Origin of the sequence: Haloarchaeobius litoreus, assembly GCF_024495425.1 — an archaeon.
Lineage (GTDB): Archaea > Halobacteriota > Halobacteria > Halobacteriales > Natrialbaceae > Haloarchaeobius > Haloarchaeobius litoreus.
The window spans coordinates 870,782-889,929 of the sequence record NZ_JANHJR010000001.1 but is presented as its reverse complement, the minus strand read 5'-3'; the positions used below and the strand labels follow the sequence as shown (position 1 = coordinate 889,929).

General features: G+C 65.8%; 17 protein-coding genes. 7 read left to right on the top strand and 10 right to left on the bottom strand.

Features of this window, described 5'->3' with window-relative positions:
* Positions 1–21 precede the first annotated feature (21 nt).
* From gyrB to NOW55_RS04370, 4 genes are all read left to right on the top strand, one after another.
* Positions 22–1,935, top strand: a complete 1,914-nt coding sequence (gene gyrB / locus NOW55_RS04385) for a DNA topoisomerase (ATP-hydrolyzing) subunit B (protein WP_256398860.1) — start codon at positions 22–24, stop codon at positions 1,933–1,935.
* Positions 1,932–4,433 (top strand): DNA gyrase subunit A, encoded by a 2,502-nt coding sequence (gene gyrA / locus NOW55_RS04380; RefSeq protein ID WP_256398859.1) that lies wholly within the window; start codon positions 1,932–1,934, stop codon positions 4,431–4,433. The genes gyrB and gyrA overlap by 4 nt, the downstream gene beginning before the upstream one ends.
* A 52-nt stretch (positions 4,434–4,485) precedes the next feature.
* Positions 4,486–5,538, top strand: coding sequence for a ferredoxin--NADP reductase (locus NOW55_RS04375; protein WP_256398858.1), 1,053 nt, complete (start codon positions 4,486–4,488; stop codon positions 5,536–5,538).
* An 80-nt stretch (positions 5,539–5,618) separates the two neighbouring features.
* Positions 5,619–5,981, top strand: coding sequence for a hypothetical protein (locus NOW55_RS04370; protein ID WP_256398857.1), 363 nt, complete (start codon positions 5,619–5,621; stop codon positions 5,979–5,981).
* Between the two features lies 1 nt (position 5,982).
* Here NOW55_RS04370 and rocF read toward each other — a convergent pair whose 3' ends face one another.
* Positions 5,983–6,909, bottom strand: a complete 927-nt coding sequence (gene rocF, locus NOW55_RS04365; RefSeq protein ID WP_256398856.1) for an arginase — start codon at positions 6,907–6,909, stop codon at positions 5,983–5,985.
* A gap of 150 nt (positions 6,910–7,059) precedes the next feature.
* Here rocF and NOW55_RS04360 point away from each other — a divergent pair, with 150 nt between their 5' ends.
* Entirely contained in the window at positions 7,060–7,437 is a 378-nt protein-coding gene (locus tag NOW55_RS04360) for a hypothetical protein (protein WP_256398855.1), read from the top strand.
* A gap of 32 nt (positions 7,438–7,469) precedes the next feature.
* On the opposite strand, the gene NOW55_RS04355 is transcribed toward NOW55_RS04360, so the two are convergent.
* Positions 7,470–8,402, bottom strand: a complete 933-nt coding sequence (locus NOW55_RS04355) for an NAD-dependent epimerase/dehydratase family protein (protein WP_256398854.1) — start codon at positions 8,400–8,402, stop codon at positions 7,470–7,472.
* A gap of 128 nt (positions 8,403–8,530) precedes the next feature.
* Here NOW55_RS04355 and NOW55_RS04350 point away from each other — a divergent pair, with 128 nt between their 5' ends.
* Both NOW55_RS04350 and NOW55_RS04345 read left to right on the top strand, forming a co-directional pair.
* On the top strand, positions 8,531–9,064 hold the full coding sequence (locus NOW55_RS04350) for an Rrf2 family transcriptional regulator (RefSeq protein WP_256398853.1): 534 nt from the start codon (positions 8,531–8,533) through the stop codon (positions 9,062–9,064).
* Positions 9,065–9,145: 81 nt separating this feature from the next.
* Positions 9,146–10,306 (top strand): NAD(P)/FAD-dependent oxidoreductase, encoded by a 1,161-nt coding sequence (locus NOW55_RS04345; RefSeq protein ID WP_256398852.1) that lies wholly within the window; start codon positions 9,146–9,148, stop codon positions 10,304–10,306.
* A gap of 181 nt (positions 10,307–10,487) precedes the next feature.
* Here NOW55_RS04345 and NOW55_RS04340 read toward each other — a convergent pair whose 3' ends face one another.
* The 8 genes from NOW55_RS04340 to NOW55_RS04305 all read right to left on the bottom strand — a co-directional run bounded on the left by NOW55_RS04340 (position 10,488) and on the right by NOW55_RS04305 (position 19,041).
* The gene (locus NOW55_RS04340; RefSeq protein ID WP_256398851.1) at positions 10,488–10,898 is read right to left on the bottom strand and encodes a hypothetical protein; all 411 of its coding nucleotides are present in this window, start codon (positions 10,896–10,898) and stop codon (positions 10,488–10,490) included.
* 58 nt (positions 10,899–10,956) lie between these two features.
* Positions 10,957–11,778: a nucleoside phosphorylase gene (locus NOW55_RS04335; RefSeq protein ID WP_256398850.1), complete on the bottom strand. Its 822-nt coding sequence runs from the start codon at positions 11,776–11,778 to the stop codon at positions 10,957–10,959.
* Positions 11,779–11,813: 35 nt separating this feature from the next.
* Positions 11,814–12,212 carry a cytidine deaminase gene (cdd, locus tag NOW55_RS04330; protein WP_256398849.1) on the bottom strand — a complete coding sequence of 133 codons (399 nt, stop codon included), beginning with the start codon at positions 12,210–12,212 and terminating at the stop codon, positions 11,814–11,816.
* A gap of 76 nt (positions 12,213–12,288) precedes the next feature.
* Positions 12,289–13,428, bottom strand: a complete 1,140-nt coding sequence (locus NOW55_RS04325) for an ABC transporter permease (RefSeq protein ID WP_256399337.1) — start codon at positions 13,426–13,428, stop codon at positions 12,289–12,291.
* 40 nt (positions 13,429–13,468) lie between these two features.
* Positions 13,469–14,767 carry an ABC transporter permease gene (locus tag NOW55_RS04320; protein WP_256398848.1) on the bottom strand — a complete coding sequence of 433 codons (1,299 nt, stop codon included), beginning with the start codon at positions 14,765–14,767 and terminating at the stop codon, positions 13,469–13,471.
* Positions 14,764–16,320 (bottom strand): ABC transporter ATP-binding protein, encoded by a 1,557-nt coding sequence (locus NOW55_RS04315; RefSeq protein ID WP_256398846.1) that lies wholly within the window; start codon positions 16,318–16,320, stop codon positions 14,764–14,766. The genes NOW55_RS04320 and NOW55_RS04315 overlap by 4 nt, the downstream gene beginning before the upstream one ends.
* Before the next feature lie 37 nt (positions 16,321–16,357).
* Positions 16,358–17,518 carry a BMP family lipoprotein gene (locus tag NOW55_RS04310; RefSeq protein ID WP_256398845.1) on the bottom strand — a complete coding sequence of 387 codons (1,161 nt, stop codon included), beginning with the start codon at positions 17,516–17,518 and terminating at the stop codon, positions 16,358–16,360.
* A 146-nt stretch (positions 17,519–17,664) separates the two neighbouring features.
* Complete coding sequence (locus NOW55_RS04305; protein ID WP_256398844.1) at positions 17,665–19,041, bottom strand: phosphohexomutase domain-containing protein; 1,377 nt, start codon at positions 19,039–19,041, stop codon at positions 17,665–17,667.
* Between the last annotated feature and the right edge of the window lie 107 nt (positions 19,042–19,148).

The window sequence follows — 19,148 nt, the reverse complement described above, 5'->3', positions numbered from 1 at the left end:
TCTACCCGGAATCAGGTTTTCATGTCCAACGAAAATGAGTACAGCGCCGGTCAAATCCAGGTCCTCGAGGGCCTGGAGGCCGTCCGAAAACGGCCGGCGATGTACATCGGTTCTACAGACTCTCGTGGCCTCCATCACCTCGTCTACGAGGTGGTCGACAACTCCATCGACGAGGCCCTCGCCGGCTACTGCGACGACATCACGGTGACCATCCACGAGGACGACTCCGTGAGCGTCTCCGACGACGGGCGCGGTATCCCCGTCGACACACACGAGGAGCACGACAAGCCCGCACTGGAGGTCATCATGACCGTCCTCCACGCCGGCGGGAAGTTCGACAACAAGTCCTACCAGGTGTCCGGCGGCCTCCACGGCGTCGGTGTCAGCGTCGTCAACGCGCTGTCGAAGCGCCTCGAGGTCGAGGTGACACGCGACGGCGCAGTCTGGAAGCAGGCGTTCAAACGCGGCGTCCCGAAGGGCGAACTCGACCGCGTCCGCGACATGGACGCCGACGAGGAGACCGGCACCACCATCCGGTTCTGGCCCGACGAGGAGATATTCGAGTCCAACGACTTCTCCTACAAGACGCTCGCGAACCGCCTGCGCGAGCTCGCGTTCCTCAACTCCGGCGTCAACATCGGCATCGTCGACGAGCGCGACGGTGAGTCGGAGACGTTCCACTACGAGGGCGGCATCAAGGCGTTCGTCCGGTACCTCAACGAGACCAAGACGGCGCTCCACGAGGACGTCATCTACTTCGAGGACGAGGAGGAGAACATCCAGGTCGAGGTCGCGATGCAGGCCACGGACGAGCTTCAGGGCTCCATCCACGCCTTCGCCAACAACATCAACACGCGCGAGGGCGGCAGCCACCTCACCGGGTTCAAGACCGCGCTCACGCGGGTCGTCAACGACTACGCGACGACCAACGGGATGCTGAAGGACCTCGACGACACGCTCAAGGGCGAGGACATCCGCGAAGGGCTGACCGCGGTCATCTCCATCAAGCACCCCGACCCGCAGTTCGAGGGACAGACCAAGACGAAGCTCGGGAACTCGGAGGTCAGGGGCATCGTCGAGAGCGCGATGCACGACGGCCTCGACACCTACTTCGAGGAGCACCCGACCACCGCCGAGGCCATCATCGGGAAGGCCGTCGAGGCCGCGAAGGCCCGCAAGGCCGCCCAGAAGGCCGAGGAGCTGACCCGGCGCAAGAGCGCGCTGGAGAACACCGCGCTGCCGGGCAAGCTCTCGGACTGCCAGACGAAGGACCCCTCGAAGGCCGAGCTGTTCATCGTCGAGGGCGACTCCGCCGGCGGGAGCGCGAAGCAGGCACGGAACCCCGAGTTCCAGGCCGTCCTCCCCATCCGTGGGAAGGTGCTGAACGTCGAGAAGCACCGCCTCGACCGCATCCTGGAGAACGAGCAGATCCGCAACCTCATCACCGCCATCGGCACGGGCATCGGCGACGAGTTCGACATCGAGGACGCTCGCTACGAGAAGATCATCATGGCGACCGACGCCGACGTGGACGGCGCGCACATCCGGACCCTGCTGCTGACGTTCCTCTACCGGCACATGCGCCCGCTCGTCGAGGCCGGCTACGTCTACGCGACGAAGCCGCCGCTGTACCGTATCCGGTACGACGGCAACACGTACGACGTGATGACCGAGGCCGAGCGCGAGGAGGTCGTCCGCGAGAAGTGCAACGGGAACCCCACGCAGGTCCAGCGGTTCAAGGGCCTCGGCGAGATGAACCCGAAGCAGCTCTGGTCGACGACGATGGACCCCGACAACCGCGTCCTGAAGCGCATCGACATCGAGGACGCCGCCGCGGCTGACAAGATGTTCTCCGTGCTGATGGGCGACGCCGTCGGTCCGCGCAAGCAGTTCATCAAGGACCACGCGCCCGAGGCGAACTGGGTGGACATATGAGCTCGGAAGCCCCCGACGCTCCCGACGTCCCGGCGGACCGCGTCGAGCACGTCCGCATCGAGGACGAGATGGAGCAGAGCTACATCGACTACGCGATGTCCGTCATCGTCGGGCGTGCGCTGCCCGACGTGCGCGACGGGCTCAAGCCCGTCCACCGGCGTATCCTCTACGCGATGCACGAGATGGGCGTCACCAGCCGGACGAGCCACCGCAAGAGCTCCTCCATCGTCGGCGAGACGATGGGTGACTACCACCCCCACGGCGACCAGGCCATCTACGACACGCTCGTCGGCATGGCACAGGAGTTCTCGATGCGCTACCCGCTCGTGGACGGGCAGGGGAACTTCGGCTCGATGGACGGCGACCCGGCCGCGGCCATGCGGTACACCGAGGCCCGGATGGCACCCATCGCCGAGACGCTGCTCGAGGACATCGAGAAGGACACGGTCGACTTCTCGGGCAACTACGACGACCGCCTGACCGAGCCCGACGTGCTGCCGGCGGCGTACCCGAACCTGCTCGTCAACGGCAGCACGGGCATCGCGGTCGGGATGTCGACGAACGTCCCGCCGCACAACCTCGGCGAGGTCATCGATGCGACCATCGAGCTCATCGACAACCCCGACTGCGACACCAACGACCTGATGGAGCACGTCAAGGGGCCGGACTTCCCGACCGGCGCGAACATCGTCGGCCGCAACGCCGTCCGGAAGGCGTACGCGACCGGCCGTGGTCGCCTCCGCGTCCGCGCCGAGTTCGAGGTCGAGGACTGGAAGAAGGACCGAAAACGCATCGTCATCACCGAGCTGCCCTACCAGGAGAACAAGGCCCGGCTCGTCGAGCGCATCGCCGAGAACGTCAACGAGGGCAAGCTGGAGGACATCTCGGACCTGCGCGACGAGTCCGACCGCAACGGCGTCCGCATCGCCATCGACCTCAAGCGCGGCGCGAACGTCGACGTGGTGAAGAACCAGCTCATCGAGCACCACCTGGAGAAGACGTTCGGCGTCATCAACCTCGCGCTGGTCGACGGCCAGCCGAAGGTGCTCTCGCTGAAGGAGACGCTGGCGCACTACGTCGACCACCGCAAGGAGGTCGTCCGCCGGCGCACGCAGTTCGAACTCGACGAGGCCGAGGACCGCGCGCACATCCTCGAAGGTCGGCTCATCGCGCTCGACAACGTCGACGACGTGGTCGAGCTCATCCGCAACTCCGAGGACCGCGACGCGGCGAAGGCGGGCCTGCGGGAGGAGTACGACCTCTCCGAGGACCAGTCCGAGCACATCGTCCGGATGCAGCTCGGCTCGCTGACCAGCATGGAGCGCACGGAGATCGAGCAGGAGTACGAGCGCGTCCAGGAGACCATCGAGTACCTCCAGTCCGTCCTCGACAGCGAGGAGAAGCTCCTCGGCGTCATCAAGGACGAGCTCCGCGACGTGAAAGACGAGTACGACGACGACCGTCGCACCTCCTTCGTCGAGGACACCGGCGAGGTCACCCACGAGGACCTCATCCCGGAGGAGGACGTGCTCGTCGTCGTCACCGAGGACGACTACGTCAAGCGGATGCCCGTCGACGCCTTCGACGCCCAGCACCGCGGCGGGAAGGGCATCATCGGCGGCGACATCAAGGAGGGCGACCGCGTCTCGAAGGTGTTCCGCGCGAGCACCCACGACTACCTGCTGTGCTTCACGAACCACGGTCAGGTGTACCAGCTGAAGGCCTACCAGATACCGGAGATGTCCCGCACGGCGCGCGGGAAGTCGGCGGTGAACATCCTCGACCTCGACGACGGCGAGGAGATAACAGCCGTCGTCAACACCGACGACTTCGAGCCGGACGAGGCCATCACGATGGTCACCCGGAACGGCTACGTGAAGCGGACGAAGACCGAGGACTTCCAGAACATCCTCTCGACGGGTATCATCGCCGCGAAGCTCGACGAGGACGACGAGCTGGTCGACGTGGACGTCACCGACGGCACGAAGGACCTCGTCATCGCCACCGAGGACGGCATGACCATCCGGTTCGACGAGGACGAGGTGCGCACGATGGGCCGAAACACGCGTGGTGTCCGGGGCATCAGGCTCACCGAGGGCGACCACGTCGCCGGCCTCGTCGCCACCGAGGAGGACGACGACAAGGCGCTGTTGACCGTGACGAAGCGGGGGTACGGCAAGCGCACGCTCCTGTCGAACTACCGGCGGCAGTCCCGGTACGGCAAGGGCCTCATCGACATCAAGACCAACGAGCGCAACGGTCACGTCACGTCGGTGAAGGCGGTCGAGCAGGACGACCACCTCGTCGTCATGTCCGAGCAGGGCCAGATCATGCGGACCCGCGTCTCGGACATCTCGCTGCAGGGCCGCAACACGATGGGTGTCACCGTGATGGACGTGATCGATGACGACGCGGTCGCGACCGTCGACGTGATTCCGACCCCGGAGTCCACGGACGAGGCTGACGCCGACGCCGAGCCCGAAGCCGACGAGGAGTAGTCCACGAACCGCACCCCGAGTATTTTCCTTTCTCCCCGCTGAACCGTCCGCCATGGACGTGCCGCGACACCTCGGCCACCACGAGGCGGCCGCGGAACTCCCGCTGGTGACCGAGTCGGCGACGGTGACTGACGTGACGGTGATGGACGAGAACCGGGTCGACGAGGTCGAACAGGTCGTCCGGGCCCTCCTCGACCGGAACGACGTCGGCGACTGGTACGACGAGGAAGAGATTGGCTCGGACGTCGACTGGGAGGACCTCCAGTCGCGGGCGGCCGAAGCGGGTTTCTCCGATGCAGAACTCGACGCGCTGTCGGACCTCGGGGGCCGGTTCGTGCGCCCGTATCCGTCGTTGCTCCGCGTTCGGGTCCGTATCGACGACGACACCCCGTTCGAGTTCGCGCCGGGGCAGTACGCGACGGTGACCTTCGACGGGCACCCGCGGCCGTACTCCATCGCCAGTTCACCGACCAGAAACGAGGTGGAGTTCTGCATCCGGCGCGTCCCCGGTGGGCGGCTCACGACCGATCTGTTCCAGCATCTCGACGAGGGCGACGAGGTGACCGTCCGGGGACCGAACGGCGAGATGGTGCTCGGCCCCCCGTCGGCGAACGACCTCGTGTTCCTCGCCACGGGAACCGGCGTTGCGCCGTTCAAGGGGATGGTTGACTACCTGTTCGACACCGGCCGGAACGTCGTCGACGGAGTCGAGCGCGACGTGTGGGTGTTCCTCGGCTGCGCGTGGGAGGACGACCTCGCGTACCGCGAGGCGTTCCGCGAGTACGACCGCCGGTACGACGGGTTCCACTTCGTGCCGACGCTCACCCGCGAGCACCACCTCACCGACTGGACCGGCGAGTCCGACTACGTCCAGCGCGTCCTGCTGAAGTACGTCGACGACGACGCGGTCGACACCGACGAACTCCGACCCGAGCTCGCGAGGTTCGTCGCGGAGCCACCGGCCAGGGCCGTCGCGGCACGCATCGACCCCGGTTCGGTCGACGTGTACGCCTGCGGCATCTCGGCGATGGTCGAGCAGCTCGTCGCCGCCACCCGGGTGATCGGCGTCCCCCGGGACGCGACACAATTCGAGGGCTTCGGGTAGACGACAGCCCCGGACCGCAGGATGCGGCCGACAGAACTGCCGACCAACAGTTTTTTACTGAGCTGTTCGGAGTGAAGAGTATGGCTGTCAACCATACATCAACTGGCGTCCGGCTCATCGGGGCCTACTTCATCCTGAGCGCACTCTTGTTCGGCTCGCTCGGGCTGGGCTCCATGGACCAGGGCACCGGGCAGTTCGCCATCGTGGTCGGTCTCGCGATGTTCGTCGTCGGATTCGGCCTCCTCGACGGCCGAGACTGGGGGTTCACAGGGGGTATCCTCGGTGCGTTCCTCGCGTTCGTCGTGAATGCAGCACTGTTCATGGACGGGCGGAGCATCGGCATGGGCGGAGCACTCGTCTCGCTCCTCGTGGTCGGCTACCTCATCAAGGAGAAGGGGCCGAGTTCACGGTCCTGGGCACCCTCCGGGCCGCGTGGTCCCTGAGCTACAGGATCCGCTTTCCGAGCGCGCTGGCGGCGAGCTCCGTCGCCAGCTTCGCCGTCTGGTTGTGCTCGTCGAGCACCGGGTTCACCTCGACGACGTCCATCGACCGTAGCCCGTCGTGTCTCTCGTCGTACTCCGCGACCCGTTCGAGCGCGTAGTGAGCCTCCCGGTACGTCGCACCGCCGTGGACCGGCGTCCCGACGCCGGGCGCTTCGTTGGGGTCGAGCCAGTCGAGGTCGAGGCTGACGTGGATGCCGTCGACGCCGTCCGTGGCGATCTCGAGCGCGCGGTCGATTATCTCGCTCATGCCGTGCTCGTCGATGTCCGACATGGTGAACGCGGTGCCCTCGCTCTCGCGGATACCCTCGCGTTCCGCCTCGTCGAGGGAGCGAAGCCCCACCCAGACGACGTTCTCCTCGGACAGACCGGGAGCGTTCGCCCACTCGACGTCCGCGAGGTCGCGGTAGCCGAGCGCCGCCGCCAGCGGCATCCCGTGGATGTTGCCGCTGGGCGAGGTCTCTGGCGTGTTGTAGTCGCCGTGTGCGTCGAACCAGATGGCGCCGATGTCGGCGTCACGGCTGGAGCCGGAGAGACAGCCGATGGCGACGGAGTGGTCGCCGCCGAGGACGAGCGGGACGCCGCCCTCGTCGATGGCCTCTGCTACCTGGTCGGCGAGACGGAGCGAGACGTCCTCGACCTCGCGGACGAACTTCGCCTTGCGGCCCTCCTCCTCGGGCTCGTCCACGGTCGGGTCGCGGGTCTCGGCCGTCGGAACCAGCAGGTCACCGGTGTCGACCACGTCGACACCCGCCGCCGTCAGCTCGTCGGCGAGCCCCGCGTACCGGATCGCCGACGGCCCCATGTCGACGCCACGTCGGTTCGCCCCGTAGTCTGTCGGTGCCCCGATGATACGGACCTCTCTGCTCATGGACGGGATTTTACGGGGATGCCGTATGAAGAGTCCGGTCCGCTGTCCCACCACGCCGTCACGCGCCCCCGCGCTCGTCGGCCACGGTGACAACGGTGAACATTTAACCTACGATGAAGTATTTGTGTCCACACGGAGACTCGGAACCATATGAGTACCGACGAGTACTACTCGGACGAGGCGGGCCAGCGCAGCCTCCTCCTCCGATTCGTCGTCTGGGTCCTCGCGGTGATACTGCTGGGGCGGGTGTTCGACAACAACTCACTGTACGATCTCCGACAACTCAGGGCGGAGCAGGTGGCCATCCGGCTCGGGACGCTGGCCGTGCTCGGGAGCTTCTTCTACTGGACCATCTTCGTCGCCCGGCACGACGTCGTCGCCATCGTCTTCATGGCCTCGGCGGGGTTCATCGGCATGTACACCCTGCCGCTCGTCGTCGTGAAGCTGATGACCTACGCGACGGACCGGGCCGAGTACGAGGAGGCCCGGAAGTGGGAGAGCATCACCGACGGCCGCGACTTCGACTGACACGGCGACGGCGCGGGCGACGACCCGGTTGATTACTCCAGGTAGGGCTCGCAGACGAGCTCCAGCCCCTTCTCGAACGATATCTCCGGTTCCCAGCCGGTGGCCTCGCGCATCTTCGTCGCGTCGGCCATCGTGTGCTGGACGAACACGTCGTCGTCGATTGGGTTCTCGACGTGTTCGGGCTCGACTTCGCTGCCCAGGATCGCACAGAGGCGCTCCACGACCTCGTTGGCGGTGTACTGCTCGCCCGTGCCGAGGTTGTAGATGCCCTGGAGCTCGTGGTCCGCCGCGAGCTCGATGCCGCGGACGATATCCTGGACGTGCGTGAAGTCACGCGAGTGCGTGCCGTCGCCGTAGATGACCGGCGACTCGCCGTTGGCCACGTCGTCGGCGAACTGCGCGATGATGTTCGCGAACTCGCCCTTGTGTGCCTCTGCGCCCCGGTACCCCTGGTACACCGAGAAGAAGCGCAGCCCCGCCATCGACATGTCGTGGTAGTTGTGGAAGTACTCGGCGTACCGCTCACGGGCGAGCTTCGAGGCCTCGTAGCCGGTGTTGGCCGCCACGTCCATCGACTCCGGCGAGGGCTCGGTCCGGTCGCCGTAGATGGAGGACGTCGAGGCGTAGACGACGGTGTCACAGCCGTCCTCGCGGGCCTGCTCGACGGTGTTGGCGAAGCCCTCGACGTTCACCCGCAGCCCGGTACAGAGGTTCTCGCGGGAGTCCTCGTGCATCTTCAGCGAGGAGAGCGCGGCGAGGTGGAACACCGCGTCGACGCCCTCGGTCGGAAGGTCGTCGTCGAGCACGCTCTGCTCGTGGAACTCGACGCTCTCGTCCAGGTTCTCTGGTGTGCCGAGGAAGCAGTCGTCGACGACGACCACCTCGTTGTCGGCGGCGAGGTGGTTCGCGAGGTTCGACCCGATGAAGCCAGCGCCCCCTGTGACGAGGACCCGGTTCCCGTTCATACATTGGGGTTCGACGGGGGCGTTTGTAGCATTGTCGCTTCACGGGGTCGTTGGCCCACCAACGAGGCCCGCGCCGGTGTGCAGGTCCATCCCACGGATTTAAGGACGCGAGCGACCAACCAGACGGTATGTCGTCTATCGAACTTACGCCGAGCCAGAAAAACATCTTGCAGGCGCTGATCAACCTCCACCGGGAGGACGAGAACGCCGTAAAGGGGGAGGACATCGCGCAGCGGGTCGACCGGAACGCGGGCACCATCCGGAACCAGATGCAGAGCCTGAAGGCGCTCCAGCTGGTCGAAGGCGTGCCCGGCCCGAAGGGCGGCTACAAGCCGACCGCGGCCGCCTACGAGGCACTCGAGATACAGCAGATGGACGAGCCGGCGTCGGTCCCGTTCCGCCACGAGGGCGAGACCGTCGAGGGGGCCATCGTCGAGGAGATCGACCTGTCGTCGGTCCACCATCCCGAGCTCTGCCGCGCCGAGGTCCACGTCCAGGGGTCGGTCCGGGACATCCACGAGGGCGACGAGGTCACCGTGGGCCCGACGCCGCTCTCGAAGCTGCTCATCAAGGGCACCGTCGACGGCAAGGACGACACGAACAACATCGTCATCCTCCGCATCGACGAGATGACGGCGCCGTCGGAAGAGCCCGAACACTGACTCGGCATCTATCCTGACAACATCTCGCACGCCCATCCGGGTTTCAACACCTTTGTATCGGTCGGTTTCTGAAGCTCCCGTATGGCTACGAAGGTCGTCGTGCTCGGCGCGGGGTACGCGGGCGCTGGCACGGTCAAGGACTTGCAGAAGCAACTGGGCCAGGGCGTCGAACTGACGTGGGTGGCCGACGTCGACTACCACCTCGTCCTCCACGAGTCCCACCGCGTCATCCGGGACCCCGCTGTACAACACAAGATCACGATCCCCGTCGGCGAGATAGCCGACCCGGGCACCGAGTTCGTGCGGGGCGAGGTCACCGGACTCGACACCGACGAGCGCGTCGTCGAGGTCGACGACGGCGAGACGACGGTCGACTACGACTACGTCGTCGTCGCGCTGGGCAGCCAGACCGCCTACTACGGCATCCCCGGGCTCGAGGAGTACTCCCACACGCTGAAGGGTCTCGACGACGCCCTCGAGATCCACGAGGCGGTCAAGGACGCCGCACAGGACGCCACGCGCGACGACAGGGCCCAGGTCGTCGTCGGTGGGGCCGGCCTCTCGGGCATCCAGTCCGCCGGCGAGATCGCGGAGTTCCGCGACAAGCACCGCGCCCCGATGGACATCTACCTCGTCGAGGCGCTGGAGGAGATCTTCCCGCCGGGCGACCCGGAGATCCAGGGCGCGCTCCGCAAGCGCCTGCAGGAGAACGATATCGAGATCCTCACGGACGACCCCATCACGGAGGCCGAGGAGGACGTCATCCACTTCGACGAGCGCGACCCCATCGACTTCGACGTCTTCCTCTGGACCGGCGGCGTCACCGGCCGGGACGCGATGGACGGCGTCGACGTCGAGAACGAGCACAACCGCCTCAACGCCGAGATGGACTTCCGGACCTCCGACGAGCGCGTGTTCGCCCTCGGTGACTCCGCCGTCATCGACCAGCCCGGCGAGCACCCCGCCCCGCCGACGGCCCAGGCCGCCTGGCAGGCCGCCGAGGTCGTCGCCGACAACGTCGTCCGCGCCATCAACGGCCAGCGACTGGAGACCTGGACCCACGAGGACAAGGGCACCGTCGTCTCCGTCGGCGAGAGCGCCGTCGCCCACGACGTCTACATCTCCCCCGTCACCACCTTCGGCGGCTTCCCCGCGAAGATGCTCAAGAAGGGCATCGCCGCCCGCTGGATTGCCGACCTGACCTCCTGGAAGCGCGCCTGGAACGCCTGGGACGCGCTGTAGAACGGGCCGCAGTTCTCTCCTCCTCGCTCCGACTCTTTATATACGAAACCGCACCCAGAGCAGTCGTGTCCTGAACGACGACGGCGTGGGGGACGAGGCGGGTGTGCGATGCACCCCACGCTCGTGGTGGGGTCGCCTGTTCGCTATCAGACGGTCCAGACGAAAGTCGACGGAATCGCCGTCACCCACACTGGATTCGTGTTCCGTTGGTGGAGTCCTCGTCCGGGTCCTCCGTCCGGAACGTCCCGTCGTCACCGCGATAGTAGTAGGCCGTCACCTCGTAGTCGACCCGCTGGTCGGGCGAATCCTCGGAGGACTTGATGGTCCCGAACGTCGTCCGGAGTTCGGCGTAGACACCGGTGTCCCGGGCGTCGAGTTCGACCACCGTCGGATCCAGTGAGCCGTCTATCCGTTCGTCGTCGTCGACGACTTCAGTTCGGATGTACTGCTCCTCACAGCTGACGAACTGCCGACGCTCGGCCCCAGTATCCTCGTTCGAGGTCGTTCCCCCGGTACTGTCGCCGGATGCGTTGTCGAGACAGCCTGCCGCGACCGATACGGCAGCAACTGCGAGAAACGTCCGCCGGTCCATATCCACCGCTGTGCCGCCCGATATGAATCCTTTCCGGTAAAAACGCCGCGGGCTCGTGCTACTCGATGGAGAGTCCGGCGTGCCAGCGGTCGACGCCCGCTTCCGCCTTCACCTGGTCCATCTTCGCGAGAAGCTTCGTCGCCAGCGACGCCGTCTCCGAGGCCCGGCGCTCGCCCTCGGTTCGGAACTCGCCGGTGACGCGGTTTGCGTACACCGAGCAGACCGCGCCCGCCCGGAGCCCATAGATGTTGGCGATGGTCATGATAGCCGCGGCCTCCATCTCGATGTTCTTCACGTTCGCCTCCTGCAGGTGTTCCACGAGCTCCTCCGCGCCTTCGGCCATGAAGCCCTCGAAGCCGGGGCGGCCCTGCCCTGAGTAGAAGGAGTCAGCGGACATCGTGACGCCGGTGTGGTAGTCGTAGCCCAGGCGCTCGGCGGCGGCGACGAGCGCGCTGACGACCTCGAAGTCGGCCGTCGCGGGGTACTCGTCGCGGACGTACGCCTTGCTGGTGCCCTCCTGTCGCATCCCGCCGGTCGTGATGACGAGGTCGCCCACGTCCATCTCGGGCTGGATGGCCCCGCAGGAGCCCACGCGGATGAAGGTGTCCGCGCCGACGCGGGCCAGCTCCTCGACCGCGATGGCCGCGGAGGGCGAACCGATGCCCGTCGACGTGACCGAGATGGGTTCACCGTCGTAGGTCCCGGTCGCGGTGCGGTACTCGCGGTGGTAGGCGACCTCCTCGGCGTCGTCCCAGTAGCTGGTTATCTTGTCCACGCGCTCGGGATTGCCCGGCAGCAGGACGGTGTCGGCGACGTCGCCCGGCGTCAGTTCCACGTGGTACTGCATCTCCTGGTTCGGGTCCTCGCTCGCGTCAGTCATGGCCCCGCCTTCATCGTGCGAGTAGAAATGTCTGTTCACTCCCGGCCCAGCGTCTCGGCGGAGATGGCGTCGGGCAGGAGGGTTCCGAGCGAGTACGACCGGGTGTCGTCGCCGAGGTCACAGAGCACGACCATCTCGTCGTCCGCGAACTCCGAGAGCGTCTGTCGGCACATCCCACACGGTGTGACACCGTCCTGTTCGCCAGAGGAGACCGCCACACGCTCGAACTCCTGATGTCCGTCAGAGACGGCCTTCCCGACGGCGACCTCCTCGGCGTGGAGGCTGTTCGAGTAGTTCGCGTTCTCGATGTTGCAGCCGGTGTAGACGGTGCCGTCGGCGGTCACGAGCGCCGCACCGACGGCGTACTCGGAGTACGGGATGTAGGCGTTCTCGCGCGCCGTTCGTGCCAGCTCTACGAGCTCTGCGTCGTCCATGGGCACCGATACCCGGGCCAGGGTGAAGTAGCCCCCGGCTCTCTCGGGGTGGTTTCGGGAGAAGACAGGGGGACGGTCAGTCCTCGCCTGACTCGTAGTGCTCGCCGGCGGCCTCGGGTAGCCGGGTCCGTCCGACCAGCACGAGGACGATGACGACCACGATGTACGGTGCCATTAGGAATATTTCCGTCGGAGCGACCCCTTGGCCCTGGAGACGGATTTGCACCGCTTGCAGTCCAGAGAAAAGGTAGGACGCGGCGAAGGCACCGAAGGGGTTGTAGTTGCCGAATAGATACGCTGCGATAGCGATAAACCCACGACCGTCGACCATGGTCGGTCCACCACCGTCAAAACTGCCTTGGAAACCTAATGATAGGGCAGTTCCACCAATACCGGCGAAGAATCCGGAGACGAGTACTGCTGCATAGCGGACTCTGTCGACGTTTATGCCGACGGTGTCGAGCGCTTTCGGGTTCTCACCGCTCGCCCGGACCCAATAGCCGAAACTGGTCCGGTTCAACCCGTACCAGGCGGCTGGGACCGATATAAGCATGATAATGACTGTTGGATTCGCGTCAAAGAGAATTGGTCCAACGTACGGGATTTTAGACAGTAACGGTATCGACCACGTGTCAAGTGTACCAACGTTCTCGGTCGAAACTCTCCCGTAGACGACTTGCGCCACGAATGGTGCGAGTCCGAGGGCGAGAAGCCACACAGCCAGTCCCGCAATAATCTGATCGGCCTCGTACCGGATGCAGATGACTCCGAATAGGAGCGCAAGCAGCATGCTGGCGACTACACCACTGAGTAAACCGATCCAAATATTCGGGATAACAAATTGCAGTCCAGGGTCGATAGTATACGCACGACTGCCGAGATCCCAGGTAACGACCGGCGGGACACCCGTGGTCTGACCGGCACCGAGTTGGTCTGTGACAAGAACACTGACAAACGCTGAGATAATGAGCAGACCTTCGAGCCCGATATTGATGACCCCGCTCTTCTCAGCATAAAGGCCACCAATTGCCGTGAGTGCAATTGGGACTGCAAGCCGGAGCGATGACTCGATGGTGCCTTGGTCGATGGCGGTCCAGAACACTTTGCCGACTGTCGAGTTGGGGAAGAAGACGCCATAGAGCGAGACGAGAGCGATGACAGCGAGTGTCCCACCCGCGACCATTCGCCTAGTCCCGTTCCTGTCTTTTCCGCTCATCAGTCCGCGGACACTCCGTACAAACTCCGATAGTTCATCTTTATTCATCGTCTTCACCACCATCAGTCCTGACGTTACTCCCCTGCCCGCTATCGAGGCCAATCCGCTTGCCAATCATCCGGAAGAACTCTGGCATCGCCACGAACAGAATGATGAGTCCAGGGAGCACCTCTACGAGTTCGGGTGGGACGTCGGTCTGGAAGTTAACCGCGTTGCGGCCACTCTTTAGAACGCCAAACAGAGCCGACCCGAAAATGACACCGATCGGATTATTTCCAGCTAGTACCGAGACTGTAATACCATCGAATCCAAGACTTCCTCCTGCAACGTCTCCTCCTGACAACATCCGTCCAGTAGATAGCAGTACCCAAAGAGCACCTGCGATACCGCCAAGCGCGCCGGAGATAGTCATACTGCGGACGATTGTACGCTCGGCGTTCACTCCAGCATACGTCGCCGCCTCTGGCTGGAGGCCGCTCGTTCGGACATCGAAACCGAACGATGTACCCCAGAGCACGAAGTAGACGATAAACGCGAACAGGAGTGCGAATATGAGCGCTAAGATAGAGGAGCGAGTACCTTGGAACCCCATCGGGAGACTAGGAACAAGGGAGTTCACCGGAATCCGACGGGTTCCGATATTTGAGTACTCTGGGTCCTGGAAGAATAGCTTAATCATGAGCGTCGCACCGAAACTCGCCACGAAGTTCAGCATGATAGTCGTGATGACCTCGTTGGCGTCGGCGTAGGCCTTCAGTGCGCCGGGAATCGCGCCCCAGATGCCGCCGGCGACCGCGCCGGAGAACAATGCGAGTGGGAGCAGGATGACCGTCCCTGCCAGCCCGGCGGGTGCGAAGTCGGCGACGAAGAGGACGGTGACAGCCGAGACGAGCGCTCCCCACACCATCTGTCCCTGCGTGCCGATGTTGAATAGTCCCGCACGGAACGAAACGGCGACTGAGAGCCCTGCGAACAACAGCAATGTCATCCGCCGGAGTAACACCTCCATCGAGAGGTTCGTCGGCTGCCAGCCGCTCTCCCACGGGAGGCCGCCGATGGCCCCGACGAACAGCTTCGCGTAGACGTTGATGGGGTCGTAGCACGACTTGTAGCCGAACAGCGAGAGTCTGCCGTCGAACAGCAATATCTCGAAGCTCCCCGGTAGCGGGATGGCGAGGTGGTAGTTCGCCCCGGCATCGCAGGCTGCCCCGAGACCGGAGACGAACACGATGACCGCACCGACGAGGATGGAGAGTACGAGCGCGGCGATGCTGATGACAGCACGCTCGGCACCCGACGCGCCGACGAGCCGTTCGAGTACGTCCCGAAGCCGGCTCATGGCTTGCCTCCGGTCGGACGCACCGTGGCGACACCGTCGGGTCGTTCACCGGCCATCAGCAGGCCGATCTCCTCCTCGGTCGTCTCGTCGGGGTCGACGACGTCGACGAGTTCGCCCTCGTACATCACGCCGAGGCGGTCCGAGAGCTGTCGCACCTCGTCGAGCTTCGAGGAGACGAGCAACACCGCGCGGTCGCGCTGGCGGAGGTCGAGCAGCTCCTCGTGGATGAACTCCGTCGAGCCGATGTCGACGCCACGCGTCGGGTGGGTGGCGACGACGACGGAGGGGTCGCGTTCGAACTCGCGACCGACGATGAACTTCTGCTGGTTCCCACCGGACAGCGAGTGCGCGTCGGCGTCGGCGTTCGGCGGGCGCACGTCGTACGTCTCGATGATCTCCTCGGCGTGTCCCCTGACGGTCTCCCAGTCGATGCGGCCGTTCTTCGAGTACGGCTCGGAGTGCTGACTCCCGAGCAGGCCGTTCTCGACGAGGTCGAAGTCCATCACGAGCCCGCGCTCGTGGCGGTCCTCAGGGATGTACGCCATGCCGTCCTCGATGCGTTCCCGTCGGGAGCGTCGGGTGACGTCCACACCCTCGACGACGATGCGGCCCGAGGTGGGCGATTCGAGGCCGGTGACTGCCTCGACCAGCTCGGACTGGCCGTTGCCGTCGACGCCGGCGATACCGAACACCTCGCCGGCGCGGACCTCGAACGAGACGTCCTTCACCCGGTCGATGTCGTCGGTGTCGCTGACGGTGACGCCGTCCACGGCGAGGGTGGTCTCGCCGGGCTCGTGCTCGGGCACGTCGACCTCGAGCAGCACCTCCCGGCCGACCATCATCTCCGCGAGCTCGTTCTGGTTGGTCTCGTCGGCCGGAACGGTGGCGATGCTCTCGCCGTCCCGGAGGACGGTGATGTCGTCAGCCGAGTGCAGCGCCTCGCCGAGCTTGTGGGTGATGAAGATGACCGTCTTGCCCTGCGCGGTCAACTCGTCGAGCACCTCGTACAGTTCCTCGACCTCCTGCGGTGTGAGCACCGCCGTCGGCTCGTCGAGGATGAGCACGTCCGCACCGCGGTAGAGCGCCTTCAGGATCTCGACGCGCTGCTGGACACCGACGCTCACGTCCTCTATCGTCTCCGTCGGATCCACCTCGAAGCCGTACCGGTCGCTCAGGTCCCGCACCTCCTGGATTGCCTGCCGTTCGTCGACGGCGAGCCCGAAGTACTTCCGGGGCTCCTGGCCGAGGACGATGTTCGCCCAGATCTCCATGGGGTCGACCAGCATGAAGTGCTGGTGGATCATGCCGATACCCGCGTCGATGGCGTCACGTGGCGACTGGAAGTCGCGTCGCTCGCCGTCGACGTACACGTCGCCCTCCTCGGGCTGGAGCAGGCCGTAGAGCACGTTCATCAGCGTGGTCTTCCCCGCCCCGTTCTCCCCCAGCAGTGCGTGCACCGACCCCTTCTCGACGATCAGGTCGACCTGGTCGTTCGCGACGACACCGGGGAACCGCTTCGTGATACCTGCCAGTCTGACTGCTGTGTTACTCATTGCTGTCCGATGGAACGTGGTTCATCTGGGACCGGGCTCAGGGCTCGGTCGGGACGCTGATCTCGTCGTCGATGATGGCCTGCCGGGAGGCCGCGATCTGGTCCTTGACGTCCTGCGGGATGGCGTCGCCGAGCGCCTCGCCGTAGACGCAGGCCACGCCGTCGGACTCCAGACCGAGCGTCGTCACGCTGCCGCCGCCGAACTCGCCGTCGACCTCGGACTCGATGGCGGTGTACACCGCGGTGTCGACGCGCTTGACCATGCTCGCGAGGATCCAGTCGGCGAAGTCGGGTTCGCTGCGGGACTGGTCGGCGTCGACGCCGATGGCGAACTTGCCCCGTTCCTGTGCGGCCTGGAACACACCGAGACCGGACGCACCGGCGGCGTGGTAGACGATGTCCGCACCGGAGTCGTACATCGAGAGTGCGGCCTCGCGCGCCGTCGCGGCGTCGTTGAACGAGCCCACGTAGGACGTCTGGACGTCGACGTCTTCGTTCGCGTACTCGACACCGGCCTCGTAGCCGGCCTGGAACTTCCGGATGAGCGGCACGTCGAGGCCGCCGACGAAGCCGACGTTCGTCGAGTCGCCGGTGGTCGAACCCTGCCCGGCCTCGAACGACTGGGACGTCAGGAGTCCAGCGAGGTGGCCGACCTGGAACGAGCCCTCGTGCTCCATGAACACGTAGCTCGCGACGTTGCCGGTGTCGACGACCGAGTCGACGATCTGGAAGTGCTGGTCCGAGTAGCGGTCCGCGTTCTGCGTGAGCGCGTCCGTCTGCGCGAAGCCGATACAGGAGATGAGGTCGTAGTCACCTGACTCGGCGAACTGACGCTGTGCCGGTGAGAAGTCGGAGTTCTGCTCGGGCTGGGCCTGGTCGAAGGAGATGCCGAGTTCCTCCTCCGCCTGAAGGGCCCCCTGCCGCGCCATGTCGTTGAACGACTTGTCGCCGAGGCCACCCGTCGCGTACACCATCCCGACGTTCACGTCGGCACCTGCGTTACTGTCGTCCTCGGTCTCGGTCGCGGTGCCGTCGCCCGACTCGGTCTCCGTCGAGCCGCTCTCTTCGGTGGGCGTCGCCGTGTCCGTCTCGTCGCCCCCTCCGTTGTTGTCTGTACTGCTGATACACCCTGCGAGCGCGATGGTACCGGTCAGTCCGGCACCCTTGATGAACCGCCGCCGACCACTGTTCGAGCGCATGGAGGCACCCTTTGCAACCACACGAAAAAACTCTTTGGAATGCGAGACGGCCAGTAAGGGCCGTCTCGATAGGCAAAACGCCGATTATATAAATTTGTCTCCGGACTCGTAAGAATAAAAGCTGGTTTCCCGTTGGTAGCTCTCGGTCAGCTCTCGGCGGCGACCGCCCTCTCCACGACATCGGTGGCCTCGTCGACCAGTGCGTCCACGTCGTCGCTCTCGGCGTACAGCCGGACGTAGGGCTCCGTGCCGCTCGGCCGGACCAGCACCCAGGAGCCGTCCGGGAGGTCGATGCGGACGCCGTAGTCGGTGTCCACGTCGCCCTCGGGGAACGCCTCGGGCAGGCTGGTGCCGAGGCGTTCCATGGCGCCCGCCTTCGCGACGTCCGGACAGTCCACGCTCACCTTCCGATACGGTCGCTCGGCGATGGGCTCCCGTAGCGCGGCCAGTCCGCCCGCGTCGGCGACGAGCGTCGACACGACGGCCGCGCTCGTCACCCCGTCGATCCAGCCGCCGAACGCGGTGTGGATGTGCTTCCACGGCTCGGCGGCGAACACGACCGTCGTGTCCGCGCCGCCCGCCTCGCGCTCGCGTGCGATGCCTTCGTGTAGTGCGCCGAGGCGAACCCGCTCGACGCGCCCTCCGGCTGCCTCGACACGTTCGTCGATGCGGGCGGAGGCGTTCGGCGTCGTCACGACGACCGGGTCGCCAGCGTCGCTCAGCTCGGTGTAGTGGCCGGCGAGCATCGCGAGCACCGTGTCCTCGTGGACGACCTCGCCATCCCCGGTCGCGACGACGATGCGGTCCGCGTCGCCGTCGTGGGCGATACCGATGTCGAACGAGCCGTCGGCGAGCAGCGTCAGGAACTCCGTCAGCGTCTCCGGCGTCGGCTTCGACGGTCGACCCGGGAACCGGCCATCGACGTTGGCGTTGACCGCGACGACCTCGGCACCCAGTGCCCGGAGGACCTGGGGCGTCGCGAGGCTGCCCATCCCGTTGCCGCAGTCGACCGCGATGCGCTGGCCGGCGAGGGGCTCCTCCGGTGCGTCCCCGTCACCTGTCCCTCGGGCGTACGCCACCACCGCGTCGCAGTAGTCGTCGAGGACCGCGGCGGTGTGGCCGTCGCCCCACTCGTCCCACGGGACGGTGTCGTTCTCGCCGTCGACGCGAGCCTCGATTCGCTCCTCGGCGTCGCGAGCGTACTCGACCCCGTCGTCGAACAGCTTGATACCGTTGTCCTCGGGCGGGTTGTGGCTGGCGGTCAGCATCACACCACGCCGCCCCTGCGAGGCGAACGCGAGCGCCGGCGTCGGCAGCTGCCCGACCCGGACCACGCTCGCGCCCGCACTCTCCAGTCCGGCCTCCATCGCGGCCGCCAGCGCAGGGCCGGTGTCTCGTCCATCGCGGCCGACGACGAACAGGTCGCCGTCGTGGCCGGCGGCCCGCCCGACCGCCATCGCCAGCTCCGGTGTGACGCGCTCCGCGACCGGTCCTCGTATCCCCGCCGTCCCGAACAGTGTCATACCGGGGGGTTGCCCCGAGGCCCACTTAGTTTGTGGCATACGCACGTCGGACACCGGGCCCGGGGTTTAAGCGACGGCATCACGTACGATGCCCTCGTGTCCGCAGC

Bases quoted from the DNA above. Each gene is read 5' to 3' on its own strand.
- gyrB (WP_256398860.1), top strand. From the start codon at position 22: ATGTCCAACGAAAATGAGTACAGCGCCGGTCAAATCCAGGTCCTCGAG.
- gyrA (WP_256398859.1), top strand. From the start codon at position 1,932: ATGAGCTCGGAAGCCCCCGACGCTCCCGACGTCCCGGCGGACCGCGTC.
- NOW55_RS04375 (WP_256398858.1), top strand. From the start codon at position 4,486: ATGGACGTGCCGCGACACCTCGGCCACCACGAGGCGGCCGCGGAACTC.
- NOW55_RS04370 (WP_256398857.1), top strand. From the start codon at position 5,619: ATGGCTGTCAACCATACATCAACTGGCGTCCGGCTCATCGGGGCCTAC.
- rocF (WP_256398856.1), bottom strand. From the start codon at position 6,909: ATGAGCAGAGAGGTCCGTATCATCGGGGCACCGACAGACTACGGGGCG.
- NOW55_RS04360 (WP_256398855.1), top strand. From the start codon at position 7,060: ATGAGTACCGACGAGTACTACTCGGACGAGGCGGGCCAGCGCAGCCTC.
- NOW55_RS04355 (WP_256398854.1), bottom strand. From the start codon at position 8,402: ATGAACGGGAACCGGGTCCTCGTCACAGGGGGCGCTGGCTTCATCGGG.
- NOW55_RS04350 (WP_256398853.1), top strand. From the start codon at position 8,531: ATGTCGTCTATCGAACTTACGCCGAGCCAGAAAAACATCTTGCAGGCG.
- NOW55_RS04345 (WP_256398852.1), top strand. From the start codon at position 9,146: ATGGCTACGAAGGTCGTCGTGCTCGGCGCGGGGTACGCGGGCGCTGGC.
- NOW55_RS04340 (WP_256398851.1), bottom strand. From the start codon at position 10,898: ATGGACCGGCGGACGTTTCTCGCAGTTGCTGCCGTATCGGTCGCGGCA.
- NOW55_RS04335 (WP_256398850.1), bottom strand. From the start codon at position 11,778: ATGACTGACGCGAGCGAGGACCCGAACCAGGAGATGCAGTACCACGTG.
- cdd (WP_256398849.1), bottom strand. From the start codon at position 12,212: ATGGACGACGCAGAGCTCGTAGAGCTGGCACGAACGGCGCGCGAGAAC.
- NOW55_RS04325 (WP_256399337.1), bottom strand. From the start codon at position 13,428: ATGAGCGGAAAAGACAGGAACGGGACTAGGCGAATGGTCGCGGGTGGG.
- NOW55_RS04320 (WP_256398848.1), bottom strand. From the start codon at position 14,767: ATGAGCCGGCTTCGGGACGTACTCGAACGGCTCGTCGGCGCGTCGGGT.
- NOW55_RS04315 (WP_256398846.1), bottom strand. From the start codon at position 16,320: ATGAGTAACACAGCAGTCAGACTGGCAGGTATCACGAAGCGGTTCCCC.
- NOW55_RS04310 (WP_256398845.1), bottom strand. From the start codon at position 17,518: ATGCGCTCGAACAGTGGTCGGCGGCGGTTCATCAAGGGTGCCGGACTG.
- NOW55_RS04305 (WP_256398844.1), bottom strand. From the start codon at position 19,041: ATGACACTGTTCGGGACGGCGGGGATACGAGGACCGGTCGCGGAGCGC.